This is a genomic window from Corynebacterium sp. 1103A, from assembly GCF_055700955.1.
Map to the genome: position 1 here is coordinate 128,656 of NZ_JASTTF010000004.1, position 17,199 is coordinate 145,854.

Here is a 17,199-nt window from a genome sequence, read left to right on the forward strand (position 1 = left end):
CGGGAAGCACCCACACCCCAGTGTCGCCGGGTGGAACACTCTCAGGGAATGCACCGTCTAGGCGAAGCACACGAGGGTTAAGGTCGATGATAGTTTCCTCCGCAGCGCGAGGAAGCGTAAATGTCGCCCCAGAAGGGTTAGTTACCACTCCCCCAGCGCCCTTATAGCGGATTTTTGGGTATACCGGAACATCACCATAATTCGTCACTGTGACTTTTCCTGTTCCGGTCATGGTCGACGTCTTCGCTACACCGTCGAAGCACACCACCGGCACCGTCAGCGTCTCCGCAGACCGACGCCGCATATCCACCGGCACACCCGGCAACACCCCGTCCACCACAAGTTCAAACGTCAACGGCGATAAAGGGTTATCCGACTCGATTCTAATCACACACGGGTTAGACCGCGTCGCCGCCGCCCACCCCTGCCGGAGACTCCGGTACACGTCCTCCAGGTCCTCGCCATCGCGGGCTTTCAGGTAGAACTCGAGCTCCGTCGTGATCGCGCCCAGCCGGCGCGCCCCCGGCAGCACACCAGCACCACCGGGGACCGGCACATCCGACCTAGACGCATTCGCCCGAAGCTCCACGAGAGACGAGTACGGCGACAGCACCTCTGACTCCCGATCCGTACCAGACAATCTCCACCCATCACCTAGAGCGGTAATCAACCTCACGTTCAGCAATTAGACCCGCTCCTTCCTACGAGCAACAGCAACCTCACTAGCCGACCTGACAATCCGGTAAGAACCATTCGTGCCGGCAGTAACCTCCGCCAACAGCTGGTCAATCTGGTCCGCCGTGTACATCTTCTCCCCATCAAGGTGAATTGTTGTCTCACGACGAATCTGGTCCCGAACACCCGCATTCGCGTACTTCGAATCCAGCTTCCAATCCACACCAGCAGACTCGGCCGCGTCACGATTCGCCTTAGCCGCGGCCAGATACTCGCCGCGTAGCTCCTCGTTACCCTCAGCCCACGCCTGCGAGGACTGCTCCAACGATTTAATCGTGTAGTCCAGCCCCTTAAGCGTGTGCTCCAACGGGGTGGTCTTCTCATACAGGTCAATCTCAGCAGTGAAGTCCTCGACCTGACGGGCCAAATCGTCCCGCTGGTCCTGAGCGTCATACACCGGTTTCAGCGACTCGTTAATCTTGAGTGCTGTTTCCGCCTGCGCGAGTTCCGGTAGCTGGGAGCGCAGCACCGCTGTCGGGTCGCCACCGCGGTAGGCGGCACGTCCCATCAGTTCCAGGACGCGGTCGAGGTTGCCTCGGTCAATCTGCACGCCAGTCTCCGCAAGCACCGCATTCAGCGCCTGCTGCAGCGACTCGTACTGCGCCTGCTGGCCACGGTACTCATTCGCGTAGGAGCCATTAGCACCGAGGCCCACGCCCCAACGGCCCAGAATGTTCTTGTCCATGGCCTGCTTAACCTCGGCCATCTCGGCCATGAGCTTCGCCACCTGGGCGGTACCCGTGGCCTCAACCAGGTCAACACCTGCGACCTTCGCGGACATGCGAATCAGACGTTCTTGCGCCTTCAGCAGGTCCTGCTGGTTGCGCACGTTCTCACGCTGCGCCTCGGCCAAGGCGGCTTCTGCCTTAATCTGCTCAAGACGGGCAGAAACTTCATCCTTCAGCGCTTCGGCACGCGCCTTCTCGTACGTAAACAGCGCGGAAATAGCCGCGTCCGACCATTCCTCCAGCACTCCCTGGGCCTCCAGGGCCTGGTAGGCCATGTACGAGTCCCAGTCCTCGTGCAGGCCCATCATCTTCAACTGGGCGATGGTGGCACCGCGTTTAATCTCCGCATCCAATTCTAGTCGGGCCTCGGCCACCTTTAACGCGCCTTCAGCCTCCGCTATGTAACGGTCATGCTGGGCCAGCATCAGGCTGTACTCAGCTTCGCGTTGCGCATTCGCACCACGAATCAACGCCTGCTGCAAACTGGTGACCTTGCCCTGCAGGTCAACCATCAGCTTCGCGTAATCCGCAATAATGGACCAACCATCGGCCAAAGCTTTCAGCGCATCCAGGCGGGCCTTGCGAATCTTGGCGACAAGGTCCTCAATCGCACCAACAATCGCCTTGATAATCCCAATGCCCACCTTGAGCATGTCCATTGCCATGCCTAAGGTGATACCCGCCGGGCCAACGAACCCGGCCATCTGGGATAGGTGGCCGGTAATTTGTCCCAGCCCAGCGTTAACCGCCTGAGCCGGGGCACCCATGCCAATCAACTGGTCAGCCAGCTGCTTGGCTTGCGGAATCATGCCCTTAATCTGCCCCTGGGACAGCAACACAACGTTGTCCAGGTCCATGGCCTGCTTCTTGCGGGCGTCCGCCAGCTCCTGTTCCGCCTTGGTCACCTCGTCGTTGGCCTTAGTGACCTCTTCGGCGTGTTTCTTGATGTTTTCCTCGGAGTTCTTGTCCACCTCCTCACGAACATCCTTGAGTTTCTTTTCCGCCTCGGTGACCTTTTCTGCAGCCTTGGCGCGATCCTCTTCCGACTCAGCCTTAGCCTTCTCAGCCTTAGCATCATCCAGAGCCTTCTGCGCCTCGTCGATTTTCTCCTGGTCCTCCTTGGACACGCCCTCCGGCTTGTCGGTCAAATCGGCGACAGCCTTACGAGCATCCTCCAACGCCTTTTCTTTCTCGACGATGGTGTCAAGATGCTTCGCAGCACGGACACGAGACTCCCACAAGGTGTCCTCACCATCAAGAACCATCTTGACAATGTCAGACCCAGGCAAGTCCAACCCAAGGTCAAGAACTCGGCGTGCACCCTGGCGGGCGTTAATGCCCTCAATGCTGTTGTAATCACCGGCCTTTGCCAACCATGCTTGCGCATCATCAACAGCCCGGGCAATCACCTCAGTCTGGCCCTTAATTGCTGGGACCAGGTCACCCAATGAACGGATCATGTCCGAAATGCTCGACCACTGCGAGGCGGTAAACACCGGCTCCGGCTTGCCCGACAGGTTCTGGGCCAGTCCACCGTGTGGCAGCCAACCGCCCTGGTCGTACAGCTTTGGCAACTCGACGACACCGCCCAAGGCGTAGCCGTGACCATGACCCCACATAGTGGTCAAGTCGTCACCGTAACGGCTCCTGTAGTACCGCAGCGCCGCAACCATATTCGCCTGCGGGTCAGTCCGGTCGTTCGGCAACTCCGGATCACGGTGCGCAGCAAACGTCCCCGGAATAATCTGCAACAGGCCCTGGCCAGCACTAGCACCAGTACCGTTAACGTCAACGATCTCCTGGTTACGGTCAGGGATACCACCAGACTCGGACTGAATCTGAGCAAGCATCGCGTTCACCTGCGCCGGGTCATCAGCATTGAACCCCGTACGCCGCATCGCCCACACGGCCATTTCGCGCCAGGACTCCGCGTTGCCGGATTGTCCGCCCGCCCCGAAGAACGAGCCAATCTTCTCCTTCACAAAATCCCACGCAGACGTAGCCAACTTCTTCAGCATCTCGGCCGGTAAACGACCAATCAAGCCGCTGGTGGCAGCCCCGTCGAACTTCGGCAACTTATCGATGATGCCATCCCAAATACGCTTAACCACGGCACCTAGGTTGAAACCGCCACCGCCGCCGCCTTCCGCGCCCGGCAGGTACTCACCCAGAATAGAAGCCAGCGTGTACTTGTACGGGAAATAGCCATTTTCCGAGCCCCACGCGGAGCCACCGAGTAGGACGCCGTCACCAGACCGGGACTCAGCGTTGAGCCCGGACAGCGTACCGGCCATGTGATCGGCAGAAACGCCCACCGTAACCGGGCCGCTTAGACCCGGCTTAAAGCCCCACGTGCCTGGGTTAGCGATAAGCGAATTCGTGTTGAAAAGACGCCCGCTACGACCGTCATTACCATTCAGCTCATGGACGATACCCGACCACAGGCCGGAGCAGTCCCAGCTCGGGTTGCCGACGCCGCCCCACTGGTAGGGCTTGCCAGCCTCCCGGCGCATAAACGCTAGAGCACGCTGGATAGCCGCAGACTGGTTCTCCTTGCGGTCCGTGTCACCGTTGGGGAAAAGCCCGCCATCCTTGAAAGCGAGAACTCCCCCGTCAGCGCGGCGCTGGACAGAGCCGGGGTCAGACCCCAGCAGCTTTCGGACACCGTTCACACCACCGCTAATCGCGGCCTTATTCATCGCGTCAATCGCGGCCTTGCCGCCCATGGCGCGTACCCACTCAGGGCGCATAATAGCCTCACCGCCGGACAGGTCAACCCTCCCGCCAGTGGGGGAATAGAACTGGTGAACGTCCTGTCCTGGGGTGTACCCGGGTAGGACACCACCGCGAGCATAGGCACCCAAGTCGCCTAGGGCCGCTGGCTGCAGCTCATCCAAACCGGTGAACTTCGCCACCGCATTCCACGCTGAGCGAATACCGTTGTTGTAGACGGTCTCCACGACGAATCGGGCCGGCTTAGCGGTAATCCGCTTGACACGATTCCAAATGTCCTCAATCGCACTAACAACCGTGTTAAACCAGCCCTTCAGCGTATCCAGACCGGACTGGATCCCGCCGAAAACATTATCGACGATGAAATCCTTCACCCGGCCGAAGAGGCGCCCCATGCCATCCCACTTACCGCGGATCCAATCAATGACAGGGTTGATCACGCTTCCCCACAGCCAGTTCAAGGCGGACGCGAACGAGTCGACCACGGGCTTCAACAGGTTGTCGTAAACCCAGCGGAAAGTGTTACCAACAGCGTGGAACGCGGCCTTAACCAGGTCAAAGACGGGCATCAGGACGGTGCCCCACAGCCAATTCGCCGCGCCCGCGAGAGCATCCCACACGGGCTTAATCACGTTAGCCCACACCCACTGGATGCTATTACCGACAGCGTGAAAACCGTCCTTCACGAATTGGAACACCTGCTGCAGCATTGGCCACAGAGTCTCCATGGCGAACGCCACAACAGCGCTCCAGGCCGGCTTAATTACGTTCTCCCACGCCCACTGAATTGCGGAAGAAAGAAGATTCCACGCGATAAGCAGCGGGGTCAAAATAACAGTAGCAATAACACCCAGCGTGATTTGCGCCAGCTCCAAAATCCCATTGAAAATTGGCTGAATCACATTTTCCCAAGCCCAGACAAGACCATTCCACAGGGCCGCGAAGGCTTCACCAACGAATCCCACGACCGCCTGGATAGCTGGCCAAAGAGTCTCCATGAAAAACGAGCTCATAGGCTGGAATACGTTTTCCATCAGCCAGGACCAGCCAGAGGAGAGCTTCTCAACAACCCAGTCCCAACCTTCAGCGATAGCCGAAGTGAAGTTCTCCCATATTTCGCGGCCAGTCTCGGTCTGCGTGAAAAAGTAAATGAGACCAGCAACTAAAGCGGCAACAGCGGACGCAACAAGAACGAAGACGTTCGCCTTCATAGTTGCGTTCAGCGCCTTAAATCCGCTGTCAGCGATAGTCGTCGCTATTGTCATCGCCGTTTGCACGGCGGTGTACGATGCTACCGCCGCCTTCGCCAACGCAAAGCCAGCTACTAGCCCGCCAAGGGCTGACGCGAGTCCGAGAAAAAGCTCTTCGTTTTTAGAGACGATGTCCCACATCTTCATGAAGGCGTCGCCTGCCAGGTCTTGGACCGTGCCTTTTAGGGTGTTTAATCGGCCATTCAGGCTATCGCCTACCGAGTCAGACAGATCCTGCGACGAACCAGCAAATCCGTCCATCGCGTCCGAACCACCTGAAAGTGCTTCCAGGAACGCGGGCATGTTTTCCACGCCTAAATCTTCAATCGGCGCTCCGAAAAGCTCCACGGCCTTCGCTGCACGCTCCCCGGGGTCTTCCACGTCGAGTAGAGCCTGCGCAGTCTTCTCCATCGCCTCGCGGGCCTCGTCACCACCGTTGGCGACAGCAGTGGCCATCTCCTCGGCGTTGAGGCCTATTGACTTAAACACCTCCGCCTTGGCGGGGTCAATCGCCAAAACGGAAAATTCCTTAACCGCGTCACCCGTCTTATCAATAGCGTACTGCCCGCCCTCGGCAGCATCGACGAGCAGGGCCATGGCCTCCACACCGGAGTAACCCATATTCGAAAAGAAGGTGGAATATTCGTGTGTGGCATCCATGACCTCACCACGCACATTCTCCGGCACCGACTGCATGGCCTTCGTCATCAGGTCAGCAGCCTCCACTGCATCGCCCGCAAGACCGTTCTTCAACATCACACCCGCGGTAGACGCGGCCTCCGCCACATCAATTCCGAATGTTTGGGAAAACGCGCTGAAGTTATCCGCTAAGCCATCAAGTTGGTCTGTAGGGACCTCGTCGAACGCACCTGCCATGGCGGATATTGCACCGGCCGCGTCTTCCGCGTTGGTGTAGACTCCAGAGCGCAGGGCCTCCCCCACCTCGTCGCCCATCGCCTTAGCCTCGTCACCCGACAGGCCAAGCTGTCGGTTAATCTGGCCGATAGCATCAGCGGTGCTCTTACCGGACGAGGCCAGGGCACCCGCGCCGAGAATCCCTGCCAGTGGTCCGGCAAGCCTTCCCAGCGTGTCAACCATTCCACCGGCAGCACTGTCCGCGCCTTCAAAGAGGACCGTGGCCTCGGACATCTCGTCATTCGCCCCGGCCTGGGCATCTTCAAGCTTACCGAGAGTCGAGTTCAGGTCATCAAGCTGGTCTTTATGTTTTTGCTCAGCTACGCGGAGATCAATCTCGGCCTGCTCCAGCTTCTCAGTCTCGCCGATAACACGAGCCTTAGCCTCCTTGACCTTAGCCAACTCGGCTACACCCTTATCGCCCTTTTCGAGGGCCGCCTGGTACTTATCCTCCGCAGCCTGAAGTTTCAGGGTTGCAGCTTCTAGCTTTTCTTTCTGGGCTGCTTGCTTCGACGCAGACTTCTCATAAGCACGGTCTAGGTCCTGCAGCTTGGAAGAGGAGGCCTTCACCTGGCGCTCCAGGTTCTCAACCGCCGATTCCATACCCTCAGACATGGCCTTACCGGCGCGCTCGCCGGAAGCCTTAGCCGGCTTCTCCAAACGCTCGGCAAACTCCTTCGACATGCCTTTGAACGTTGGAATAACCGGGACTGATACGAAACCAGCAGCCATTTTAAAAACCTCTCATCCCCCCACCGGCTAGGTGGGACTCAAATCCTCAAGCATGCGCAAAGACTCCGCCTGCGACGACTTAAACGAACGACCGGAACCATCCGTCAACACACGACGCCGGTCTTTAGACATTCGCTCGCGCTTTTCCGCGGCGATACGCGCCTGCTCCGCCTCCTGCTCCAAATCTTTAGGAGACTTCAGGAACGAATGTTCAAAGCCTTTTTCCATCTGGCTCGTCTGAAATAGCGCCACCGCCAACGCCGCCTTGTCAGCCGGCTTAATATCCATGCGCTTAGCACCGACGCGAGTCTCCGGCCGGTCCAGCATGTCCTGATACAAGGCCACGACGCGCCGCGTGGACAACGGCCCCTTAGGGTCGAGCCAATCCCGAACGTCAAAACCCATACGCAGCAAATCAACCTCGAGAAGGTCAATATCTTCTATCGCGTGAGCAGCCAGGGCGAGCTTAAAAATACTCAACCCACAGGCCTCAAGATAAGCCTTCAACTGCTCCCCCAGGCCTCCAGAGAGCATGGCTGCGGTCATGGACTTCACCCGCGACGATTCGTCGTACAAACGCCAGAGAATCCGCGGATTCTCCAACATCTGACACAAATCCTCATGCCCTAACCACATTGGGTCACGCCGCGCCCGATAACGAACCCGACGGCAGGTGAACTCCACCCAAGCACCCGGCTCATCCTCAAGAATCAGCCGGGCAGACATTACTTATCAGCCAGCTCCGTACCACGCTGAACAACCGGCCCAATAACCTCATGAAGATCCTTACGAGTCGCGCCAGTCCAATCCAACAACTTGCGGGTCTTAGCGGTCAGCTGAGCCATCAGCATGCCCTCAATATTTCCCTCATGCGCCAGGGAAGAAACAGAAGCCGGCAGCATATCGCGGTCAACAATGACCTCAATATCCAACTTCACACCGTTAAGCAGCTCAACCTCACGCTCGGTGTAAATACCGTCGGAAATCTGGCCGTCACCACCAGTATTCTTGGCGGTCTCGTTCTCCACGACCTCAACCTGGTCCGTGTTCTTCTTCTGTGCCATGGTGATTCCTCCTATGGAATTAAGTAAAGCCCCGCACTCTACGGGGCCAAAAAGGGCGGTGATTCCTAGACAAAAAGTCTTGAGGTAGGGCCTTACGCGGAATCACCACGAAAAACGCAAGGCCCATCAAAAATTAACTACGCTTCAGCGCCAGGATCGGCGTCGCCAGCGTCACCAGTGGTCTCACCGGAATCAGACGGAACAGACGGATCGCCCGACGGACGAACACCCTCGTTGTCATTCTCCGCGGTTTCGCCAGTCTCCGGGTTCTCATACTCATGCAGGGTCACGTCACCGGACTCATCATCCGTGACAACCATGGCGGTCAGACCACTGGAAGAAGCCTGCGGGTGGAACGCAGTACCGGCCTCAATCTGGGCCTGAACGTCTGCAACATCCTGGAAGACCTTCTCTTCAACGCGGACCACAGAGCCATCCTCTCCGACGATGTAGAAACGCTCCTCGTAGTAGCGCTCATCATCACCATTGTTAAACGTAATCTGAACCGGACGAGCCTGCGGATCCTTAGCGGTAACACGCTCGTTAACCACCAGGTCAGCCTTCTCGCGAGACACCCAGATACGAACCAGGCCGGAAGTGAACTTGTGAACGAAAGCCACATATCCCTTAGCCACCTGGTCAGAGTGCTTACCGTAGGTGGTGCCATCCTGAACCACCGCGCCCGGATTCTCGATGTAACGCATAACCGGAGAACCTGCAATACCGTCCACAGCGGCGGTGATAGCACCCGCAGTGTAAGAGGTGGAGGACTGGCCACCGGTCAGGTTGGTGGTGTTGGAGGAGACCTCGCGGGTGTGGCCGTGCTGGGAGTCAGTAGGCTCCAGGCCAAGCGACTCCCACTCGCCGACAAACGCGCCGGTCTTCTTATCAATAATCGGATCATCAGAGAAGTTGACCAGTACCTCACGGTCCTCCAGGACGCGAAGGTCAAGGCCAACGCTACGATTCTGAGCCATTGTTATCCCCTTTCAAAAGGACATGAAAATAACCACCCCGACTTTCGAGGTGGTGTACCAAATGTGCGGATTTTTATGCTTGTGCCGGCGACTGGAAGAAAAGCTTGCCGATACCGACCGACAAGCTCATCGTCGACACAAACCCAGTTGGCTGATACGACGGACCAGACCCAAAGAACTTCGAATCAGGCCGAGACACACCAAGACCAACGCCAGTAATCCCCTGCGTCAAAGCCGTGTAAAGACTCCTCCCATAGCGACGAACCATCATATGGTCCGGCCCGTACACACTCACCTTGACCAGGTCACGCGAATGCGCGGAATCATCAACTTCTGCCACATCGCCACTCACCACGATGGCTAAACCATCCTGATGACAGTTGTAACCATCCGGCAAGAAATGAAGATGAACCATGTCATGGTCCACTTCCGGGATGAGCCTTAGAACGTGCTTGTGAACCAAGGCGGGCGGATCAGGAATTACCCCGAAATCAGGAAGCATCCTTCACCGCCTTAGTTATGAAACCGTCCTTAGCCTGCTTGGCAACAGCACCAGGGTGCCGGACCGTGACCACATGCGTCGGGCGGTTCGTGCCGCGAGTCGCGTGGGTGATTTTCACAACGTCGCCGCCCTCGCGTAGGAAAGCGCGGTCGCGGGGAGAAAGTTCATTGACTTCGGGCCAGCGAAGTTCAATGTACTTTTTCACCTGCTCTGCCTTTTTGCGGGATGCCTCTTTCACCTGGGGTTGCTTCGCCATCTGCTTAAACAATTCGTGGTAGTTAAGCGACACCGTCACTCACCTCCCCACGCTCCACGATGAACACAACCTTCGGCTGATGCCACGACACCACAGGACGCCGACCCACGCTGTAATCAAACGACTGGCGCTGCTGAACCGTGTAATCCTCACCGCGAATGGTGACCGTATCCCCATCGGCAACCACCGTCCCCGGAGGGGCGAGCACCTGCAGTTTCGTAATATCGCCGTGGGTAAACCCGTCGCCTCTAACGACCTGGTCCCCCGCGGGGGATACTACACAGTGCTCAATTACACGCCCCGGCGCGTACTGCGGGCGACCACGATGGTCACGACCAATCAGTTCTCCCCTGATGGCGATGGGCTCTCCAAATTCATCGGGGCGCCATACCATTAGCACCGCCCCCGCTCGCTGAATTCAGCCCCACCACGTGGCCAACGACCACCGAATGGAATTACCTGGCCACCGCGCCCCAGTGGAACCGCACGTATACCCAAACCCAGCAAGTCGAGGATTGCATCATCGAGGCCCACGCCTCCCCAGTGAATTCCTACCCCTTGTGAGTAGGACACCGAATCGGACTGAGGCCCGGTTGTCGACGAGACAGAAGCACGCCCCACGTTATCCCCGACGAGCACGGCTTGCGACACCATGACGCGCACAGCCTGCTTCACAGCAACTGCACGCCACGGCTCCGACTCAATTTCAGCCGTGAGGTCACGGCCACGGCGGGCGAACTCCATGGCGATAAGCTCCAGAGACTGAGCAATAAGCCCCTGGGCGCGCTGCTGCTCATCCTCGGTTAGCGGCCGGGGAAAAACCGAAAGGATGTCATCAACAGTGACCTCCATGAGAACGACACCCCCTTTCTACTGGGCGTTAACAACCTTGTTGATGTAGCCCATGATTTCGTTCCGCTTAGTCAGCCCGGTCAGCTTGATGCCGTTATCCTTGGCGTATTCACGCCAGCGGGCTACCGGTGCGGTTTTGGCCGGCAGAGGCGGGTATTTCCCACCGCCGGTCTTGGCCGGAGGTTCAGCCTCAGGGGCAGGCTCAGGAGCCGGCACGGTCTCCACCGAATCGGCCGGAGCCGCAGTGGCGTCATCTGCCACCACGCCACGAGACCGCAGCACCGCCTCGTCTTCCTCGGTGACGTCCAAAACCGTCCCGGACGGGTGGATAACCCGCGAGTCCAGTGGGTAGAACGCCGCTTTGCTCAACGTGATTTGAGGCATGACCAACGCCCCTTAAATCGCGCCAGTCAGCTTCACTGCAGCCTTCGGAGCACGCACGGCAAGCGCACGCCAATGCGCGTAGTCAGAACGCCAAGACATGGTAGAACCACCATGTCCAGACTGGCCATGCTCCTCGTAAAACTCGGTGAAGATCGGCTCACCAGTCTGGAACCTAGTGCCTACCGAACCGTACTCACTGTCGGCGAAGACGTAGGCCACACCGTCCGGCAGGGCCTGGTCGGCGACCAGCTTGAACTGCTCCGCGATAAGCGGCTGCTGCTCAATACCAGAAAACAACGGGTTAGCATGAGCCATATCACCGATGTACAGGGACGCAGTCTGCTTATTACGCTTCAGCGCGTTCAGCGTCTTGCGATTTGCCCACACGTAGCCAGCAGAATAGTTGAACAGGTTGCCCCGCTCATCCTTCGCGCCAGCCAGCAGGTCATCTGCAGCCCACAGGTCATCCATGGCCAGCGCGTCCTTCGTGTTCCACTTGGCGGCCACCGGCAGCTCCTCAATACCGGCTGCTTCCAGGGCCGCGAGAGCATCGTTGGAGTTACCTCGGCGCACTTCGGCCATGCGGCCGATAAGCTCACGCTGAATATCCGCGCCGGAGCCGAAGTCCTTCTGTTCCTTAGAGATGCGGATACCGACGGCCTTCTTGGTCAGGTCGGCGTACTTACGCAGGCCGGCGTCCGGGTCACCGACCGGGATTTCGCCGAACTCCGGCACGGTCTGGACGGCTTCATCCAGGCCTGGGGCAACATCAACGTTGTATCCGATGGTCAGGTGGTTGACGTTGTGCGGGGTGAACAGCAGGTCGTAGGCCTGCGTGCCCTGCAGAAGCTCCTCGGCCGCTGCCTCAAGCAGCTCGGAGGAGGTCAGAATGTCCTCAACGGGGAGTACTTCGAGAGCATCGAAGTAAGAATTATTGGTTGCCATTTGCGGTTACGCTCCTTCGCCAGCCGGGCCTGCGGTCGGCAGGCCATTCAAAATCGTCAGGGTCTTACCGTCTACGGTCGGTCGGATAGCCACACCAACCTGGACGCTGCCAGCGGCCGAGACCTTGCCATCAGCCGCAGCAAAAACAGCCGCACCGGCCTTAATCTCACCGTCAGTCTCTACCTTCACCGCGGCAGTGCCATAGTGGACGGCGATGTTCTGGGCGCCCGGCGCTTCCGGGGCCAGACGCCCCTGCTCGGTGACAACACCCAGTGCCGCGCCGGAACCATCGGAATAGGTGAGCTTGCCATCTTCATTCAGAGCGACGACGCGGAACTTCTCGAGGTCGGTAGCAATATCAAAGCCAATCGGGCCATGCTTGAAAGTCGGATTAGACATTACGATCCTTTCTTGTTGTTACGGATACTGTCGGCCTTCGCCAACAGTTCTTCAGCCTTCGACTTCGGCATGCCAGCGCCAACGTGGCCTACCTCCGCCATAGGGACGGTGTTCTTCGGGTTAGACCCGTAGACTTCGCGGGCCAAGCCGGGGTTCTCGTGCATGATGTTGAGGACCTTGTCACGCTGCGAGGCCGGAATACGGCCGTCCTTAATCCACCCGTCGACCTCATCTACACGCTCAGCACGCGCCTTTTCAGACGCTGCCTGCGCCCCCTGCTTCGCCTGCGCGACCAAAAGGTCATAGGTTGCACGATCCAGAGACACAGTGTTCGACGGGCCAGCCGGCGCCGACGGGGCATCCTCACCCGCACCGGCCCCCTCCCCAGCCTCGCCCTCATCGTCATCATCAGACAGTGAACGGACCGTGAAACCAGCGACGACATCAGTCGAGTCATTGACTCGGACGGTCACTTCAGCGTTCTCTCCCGGTTCAACACCAGACGGGGCCTTCGCGGTCAACACACCCGTAGACTCATCAACAGCCACGTCCCACCCCTCCGGGGAATCGCCGACCGCGAAAGTAAGACCAGTGGCCAGGCCATCGGTAGAGTTCTGAGGAGTAGCACTCCCAGACTCAGGTTCGGACTCTTCCGACTTCGCATCACCGATAACCGGTTCAACGGAAACACGCTCAGTCGGAGCAACCGCAGTATTCGCCGGGTAGGCCACCTCAACCTCTCCGGTTACCTGGACAGTTTCATTAAAAAAGCCGGAGAGTGCGTTCTGCACTTCCTCCGGCGTCTTGCCCAGCTCCTGGGCAAGCTTATTCAAGACACTCACAGTATCTCCTTCCTGCCCATCAATGGGCATTGTAGTTTCGTCCCTCGATACCGACCGGGGGACAGGCGGCGGGGCAGCCGCCCGGTTAGCAAACCGAAACTGCGCAAACACACGACGCGTACCCGCATTCTGAGTAGCCGGTGCCTTCGCGTCCTCGATACGGTCCACCAACCCAGCATCAAGGGCTTCTTCCGCCGAGTACCACGTCTCGGCAGACATTCGAGTCAGCCAGTCATCCATCTCACCCCCGGCGCGCTCAGCGTAAATCTTCGCAATCTTCACGTCCTGGCGCGCTAAATCAGCTTTAGCTTTATCTACGTCGTCAGCGTTGCCTGCAAGCATGGTCCACGCCTTGTGAATCATGACTTCGGCGTTTGGGCGGATAATGACTTCTGCGCCGGCCCCAACTGCAATAAAAGACGCGGCCGACGCTGCCAACGACTCGACTATGATTGTTAACTCACCTGCGTAGGACCGCAGGCTGTTGAGAATGGCGATTCCTTCGTAGACATCTCCGCCTCCGGAATTAATCCGGATCCGCACCGGTTCTTCGTTAAACGAGGACAGTTTCTCGTCAATTTCTGCGGCGCGAACATCCCAACCAATGTCACCGTAAATCTTTACTTCATTCACGGAGCGCTCCCTCCATTCTTTTGAATCTGGTGAGCATCCTCATCGCTGCCGATGCTTGCTCCTCTGGGGCGTTCTCATCGTCTTCTGACAGGCTCACACCTTCACGTTGCTCAGCCTCGTGCAATGCCTTTCGGTCCTTCAACGCCTCAAACAACGACCGGGCCTTCGGGATACGGAACGACGAACGTACCCACTGCTCCAGGTTCGGCTCCTTCGTCAACACACCCTGGGCAGCCAGCTGCGAAATATCACCTGGTGTCAAGTCCTTCTGAACCTGAATCCTGGTGGACGTAATAAACGGTGTTGGCCCCTCGTACTCAGGGAACGCCACTCGCACCAAGTCCTCCACAATGTGTTGCGAAGCAGTATCTGCAATCCACTCCGCCATCGATTGCAGCCCTTGGATGAACTCTCCAAGCTGCACAGAAGCAAGCGCATACGACCCCCCGCCTCCTGTCAGATTTAGGTGCGTGGCGTTGCACGCAATGGCGATCTGGTTGGCGTGATACTCCATCGACGCCGGAATATCCGGCAGAGAACCAGTCACACCTTCAACGGGCATGTCCGCTCCCGGCGGCAGCGAGTAGCCGGTCACCTCACCGGCAGAGTACTCCTCCGCCAACCGCTGCCCAGCCTCCATCTCAGCCTTAACCTCTTCGCGATCAGTCAGCTGAGACGCCTTATACTTCGCGATACCCATGCCGTTACGCTGCAACACCAACGAGTTCAACTTTTGGAGTTTCTGCAGCTCCAGCCAATTGTCCCGCGCTGGGGCGAAGACACTCGCGCCCTCCCACGTGCCGTCGCGGCGCCCATGCCGATAAGCCACAAGACGATTAACCGGGATGAAGACCTCCTCGTGGCCGTTAATCCCGCGCTGCAAGATTCCAACCAGGCCACCATCATCGGCGGTCTCAATACTCCGAATCGACAAGTTCGGCCGCGGTGCGAGCTTCCGCAGATGATTACGCCCATCCGCGCCGACCTCATACACCTGTTCAAAGAACGCCACACCGGTAAAGATCGCTTCCAGGGCAACCTTCAGGTGCTCATCCCAGGACACGCGCCCTGTACGCCGCGGCTGCTGCCCTTCCTCGCCCTCGACCGGTAAACGGAGGTCATGCGAGACTAGGTCGACAACTTCCTGCGGGGCGCCGTTCGGCGCCACCGACCACGTGGCCTGCTCGATCGGCTTACGAATCGCATTTTCAACTTGAGCAATCTTCGCCGTCAAACGCATCTGAACAAGCTCACGCTGAAAGGCTTCCCAGGTCATCCCCTCAGGACGAACCACACGCTTATTGAAACTAGGCACGGCGGCATGACCAACCTCACGCACCATCTGAGACGACTCAGGCAACTAACACACCTCCTCGCTTACGCGTCGACCACGTCGGAAACGCCCCCGACGGGTTCACCTTCTTATCCTCAACCGGGCGCTGAGCGCCCACCTGCGACTCAGCAACCCAACGACTCAACCCCCACACCGCCAACGTGGCAGCAATCAAATCAGAAACATCACCAGCAAACCGATTAATCGCCGGATACGCCGGATTATCATTCCGCAACCTGGCGACACTCAGCTGCTCTCCCCAGGCCGGGGACTCATCATGAGTAACCGTCCCGTCGATAACCGCCTGCCGAAAAGCACGAAACGCCGACGACACCTGACCACCAGTCGCTCCCACGGGGTCAATGCCGACTGCTTGCAAGGGCTCTACCAGCACACTCGCCGGCGCACCCTTATCCAACACCACCGCCGCAGGCTGATACGCGTCTACAAACCGGCTGATGACACCAACTGCTTCGTCTACCGAAAATGCCTCACCGCCAGGCCTCAGCTGCACATGCACACCCCGGCGCGTGCGGCCCGCACACGCGAACGCTACACGCGAACCGTCCGGCACCGACTCCACCGCCAGGACCACGTCCCCGACCTTCACTGGGTCTGCAACCGCCAAGGCCTCAAACCGGTCGCGCGGCAACACCAAGTCCTCGTCATCGTCACCGCCGAACTCGAACCAACGGCCCCACCCCAGCATCTCAACGTCAAAACCGTTATCAGTCAGCGTCGACCGCATCGACCGCATCTTCTTCGCATCCACCAGCTTCGGAAACCCATACGACGGATTCGCCAACTTCCACGTCCACGGGTCATCACGGTCCGCCCCGTCTGGGGCGCAAAACTCAGAGAACAACATGCCCTCAGACTCCCCGGCTAATGCTCGATCGCGAATCCGCGATAGCTCCTCGCCCTTCGGGTGCTTATCACGATTCACCGCCGAGGACGTGTAATACGTCTGCGGGTCCTCCGCCGCCAACTGTGTCGGCGCTACCGCGTCCAGCTCGCCAGAGTCCAGGTTGTACGCCTCATCCAACAGGAGAAGGTCAATCTGGTCGAAGCCTCGGCCCATGTCATTCGACCGCGTCGAGAACTGAAGCTTACCTCCCTCGGCAGTCTCCATCTCCGCCTCACCAGCAGACGCAGTGTTACGCACCAGACGGCGGGCCGCCCACTTCTTCGCCTTGATTCGCCGCCACAAACGATTACGAATCGACTTCGCCGTCCTCCACTGATGGGCCGAGAAAACAATCTGATGATGCATCACGAACAGGCGATACAAAATAATGACCTCAAGAATCAGCGACTTGCCATTCTGACGAGGACACAACAACACCACATTAGTGTGAACCCACCGGCCCTCCTGGTCAGTAGCTAACGCCAACATGACTTGGTCCTGCTGCCACGGCATCAGCGTCACGCCAAACCGGCGAGCCAGCTCAACTGCCTTCTCACCATGAGTGAAGTCCCCACCTTCGTCCCGGACCAGCGCTTGTGGTGCCTGCCGGCCTTCAAGGCCCGGGAACTCAGCGTCGATGACGGCACGGTGCGCGGAATTGTAGTCAGAGTCCGGCGAGTCCGTCCTCGTCATCACCAGAGACATTATCTCCCTGCCTCCTTTGAATCTCAGCCAACAGCTGCCTGAACACCGTTGATAGTTGGCGTTGCTCGGATACTGCGGTGTCCATTTTCAAGACCACTTCCCCGTCGGCCTGGAAAATTCGGCACCACGCGTCCTCATCCCCGGAGGTGAGTCGGTTCAGCCGGTCGAGACGGTCCTTTGTCCGAGCGGCTTCCACCACGAGCGCGTGTGTGGACGCGTCGTTGGTTGGTACGTCAAGTTCGTCAAAAAGCCTTTGCCCGCCCGCGTTGAACATCTCAGGGGCCTGACAAGCCATGATGTGCTCCCT

14 protein-coding genes are annotated in these 17,199 nt (G+C 58.5%); all 14 read right to left on the bottom strand.

Annotated features, from left to right (window positions below):
• Positions 1-685: 685 nt before the first annotated feature.
• The 14 genes from QQS52_RS04735 to QQS52_RS04800 all read right to left on the bottom strand — a co-directional run bounded on the left by QQS52_RS04735 (position 686) and on the right by QQS52_RS04800 (position 17,187).
• Positions 686-7,093, bottom strand: coding sequence for a hypothetical protein (locus QQS52_RS04735; RefSeq protein ID WP_472772800.1), 6,408 nt, complete (start codon positions 7,091-7,093; stop codon positions 686-688).
• A gap of 27 nt (positions 7,094-7,120) precedes the next feature.
• A complete protein-coding gene (locus QQS52_RS04740) occupies positions 7,121-7,819 on the bottom strand; it encodes a hypothetical protein (RefSeq protein WP_472772801.1) in 699 nt (232 codons plus the stop codon).
• Positions 7,819-8,157: a hypothetical protein gene (locus tag QQS52_RS04745; RefSeq protein ID WP_472772802.1), complete on the bottom strand. Its 339-nt coding sequence runs from the start codon at positions 8,155-8,157 to the stop codon at positions 7,819-7,821. The genes QQS52_RS04740 and QQS52_RS04745 overlap by 1 nt, the downstream gene beginning before the upstream one ends.
• Positions 8,158-8,294: 137 nt before the next feature.
• Positions 8,295-9,134 (bottom strand): hypothetical protein, encoded by an 840-nt coding sequence (locus tag QQS52_RS04750; RefSeq protein ID WP_472772803.1) that lies wholly within the window; start codon positions 9,132-9,134, stop codon positions 8,295-8,297.
• 73 nt (positions 9,135-9,207) lie between these two features.
• Positions 9,208-9,636 (bottom strand): hypothetical protein, encoded by a 429-nt coding sequence (locus QQS52_RS04755; RefSeq protein WP_472772804.1) that lies wholly within the window; start codon positions 9,634-9,636, stop codon positions 9,208-9,210.
• Entirely contained in the window at positions 9,626-9,925 is a 300-nt protein-coding gene (locus tag QQS52_RS04760; protein ID WP_472772805.1) for a hypothetical protein, read from the bottom strand. Before QQS52_RS04760 ends, QQS52_RS04755 begins: the two co-directional genes overlap by 11 nt.
• 360 nt (positions 9,926-10,285) lie before the next feature.
• On the bottom strand, positions 10,286-10,744 hold the full coding sequence (locus QQS52_RS04765) for a Gp19/Gp15/Gp42 family protein (RefSeq protein WP_472772806.1): 459 nt from the start codon (positions 10,742-10,744) through the stop codon (positions 10,286-10,288).
• 18 nt (positions 10,745-10,762) lie between these two features.
• A complete protein-coding gene (locus tag QQS52_RS04770) occupies positions 10,763-11,128 on the bottom strand; it encodes a hypothetical protein (protein WP_472772807.1) in 366 nt (121 codons plus the stop codon).
• A gap of 12 nt (positions 11,129-11,140) precedes the next feature.
• A complete protein-coding gene (locus tag QQS52_RS04775; protein WP_472772808.1) occupies positions 11,141-12,073 on the bottom strand; it encodes a hypothetical protein in 933 nt (310 codons plus the stop codon).
• A 6-nt stretch (positions 12,074-12,079) separates the two neighbouring features.
• Positions 12,080-12,472, bottom strand: a complete 393-nt coding sequence (locus QQS52_RS04780) for a hypothetical protein (protein WP_472772809.1) — start codon at positions 12,470-12,472, stop codon at positions 12,080-12,082.
• Entirely contained in the window at positions 12,472-13,947 is a 1,476-nt protein-coding gene (locus QQS52_RS04785; RefSeq protein ID WP_472772810.1) for a head maturation protease, ClpP-related, read from the bottom strand. Before QQS52_RS04785 ends, QQS52_RS04780 begins: the two co-directional genes overlap by 1 nt.
• The gene (locus QQS52_RS04790) at positions 13,940-15,307 is read right to left on the bottom strand and encodes a phage portal protein family protein (RefSeq protein ID WP_472772811.1); all 1,368 of its coding nucleotides are present in this window, start codon (positions 15,305-15,307) and stop codon (positions 13,940-13,942) included. Before QQS52_RS04790 ends, QQS52_RS04785 begins: the two co-directional genes overlap by 8 nt.
• Positions 15,300-16,892, bottom strand: coding sequence for a hypothetical protein (locus QQS52_RS04795; protein ID WP_472772812.1), 1,593 nt, complete (start codon positions 16,890-16,892; stop codon positions 15,300-15,302). Before QQS52_RS04795 ends, QQS52_RS04790 begins: the two co-directional genes overlap by 8 nt.
• Positions 16,852-17,187, bottom strand: a complete 336-nt coding sequence (locus QQS52_RS04800; RefSeq protein ID WP_472772813.1) for a hypothetical protein — start codon at positions 17,185-17,187, stop codon at positions 16,852-16,854. Before QQS52_RS04800 ends, QQS52_RS04795 begins: the two co-directional genes overlap by 41 nt.
• Between the last annotated feature and the right edge of the window lie 12 nt (positions 17,188-17,199).

Coding starts and splice junctions, on each gene's coding strand:
- QQS52_RS04735 (WP_472772800.1), bottom strand. CDS start 7,093: ATGGCTGCTGGTTTCGTATCAGTCCCGGTTATTCCAACGTTCAAAGGC.
- QQS52_RS04740 (WP_472772801.1), bottom strand. CDS start 7,819: ATGTCTGCCCGGCTGATTCTTGAGGATGAGCCGGGTGCTTGGGTGGAG.
- QQS52_RS04745 (WP_472772802.1), bottom strand. CDS start 8,157: ATGGCACAGAAGAAGAACACGGACCAGGTTGAGGTCGTGGAGAACGAG.
- QQS52_RS04750 (WP_472772803.1), bottom strand. CDS start 9,134: ATGGCTCAGAATCGTAGCGTTGGCCTTGACCTTCGCGTCCTGGAGGAC.
- QQS52_RS04755 (WP_472772804.1), bottom strand. CDS start 9,636: ATGCTTCCTGATTTCGGGGTAATTCCTGATCCGCCCGCCTTGGTTCAC.
- QQS52_RS04765 (WP_472772806.1), bottom strand. CDS start 10,744: ATGGAGGTCACTGTTGATGACATCCTTTCGGTTTTTCCCCGGCCGCTA.
- QQS52_RS04770 (WP_472772807.1), bottom strand. CDS start 11,128: ATGCCTCAAATCACGTTGAGCAAAGCGGCGTTCTACCCACTGGACTCG.
- QQS52_RS04775 (WP_472772808.1), bottom strand. CDS start 12,073: ATGGCAACCAATAATTCTTACTTCGATGCTCTCGAAGTACTCCCCGTT.
- QQS52_RS04780 (WP_472772809.1), bottom strand. CDS start 12,472: ATGTCTAATCCGACTTTCAAGCATGGCCCGATTGGCTTTGATATTGCT.
- QQS52_RS04795 (WP_472772812.1), bottom strand. CDS start 16,892: ATGTCTCTGGTGATGACGAGGACGGACTCGCCGGACTCTGACTACAAT.
- QQS52_RS04800 (WP_472772813.1), bottom strand. CDS start 17,187: ATGGCTTGTCAGGCCCCTGAGATGTTCAACGCGGGCGGGCAAAGGCTT.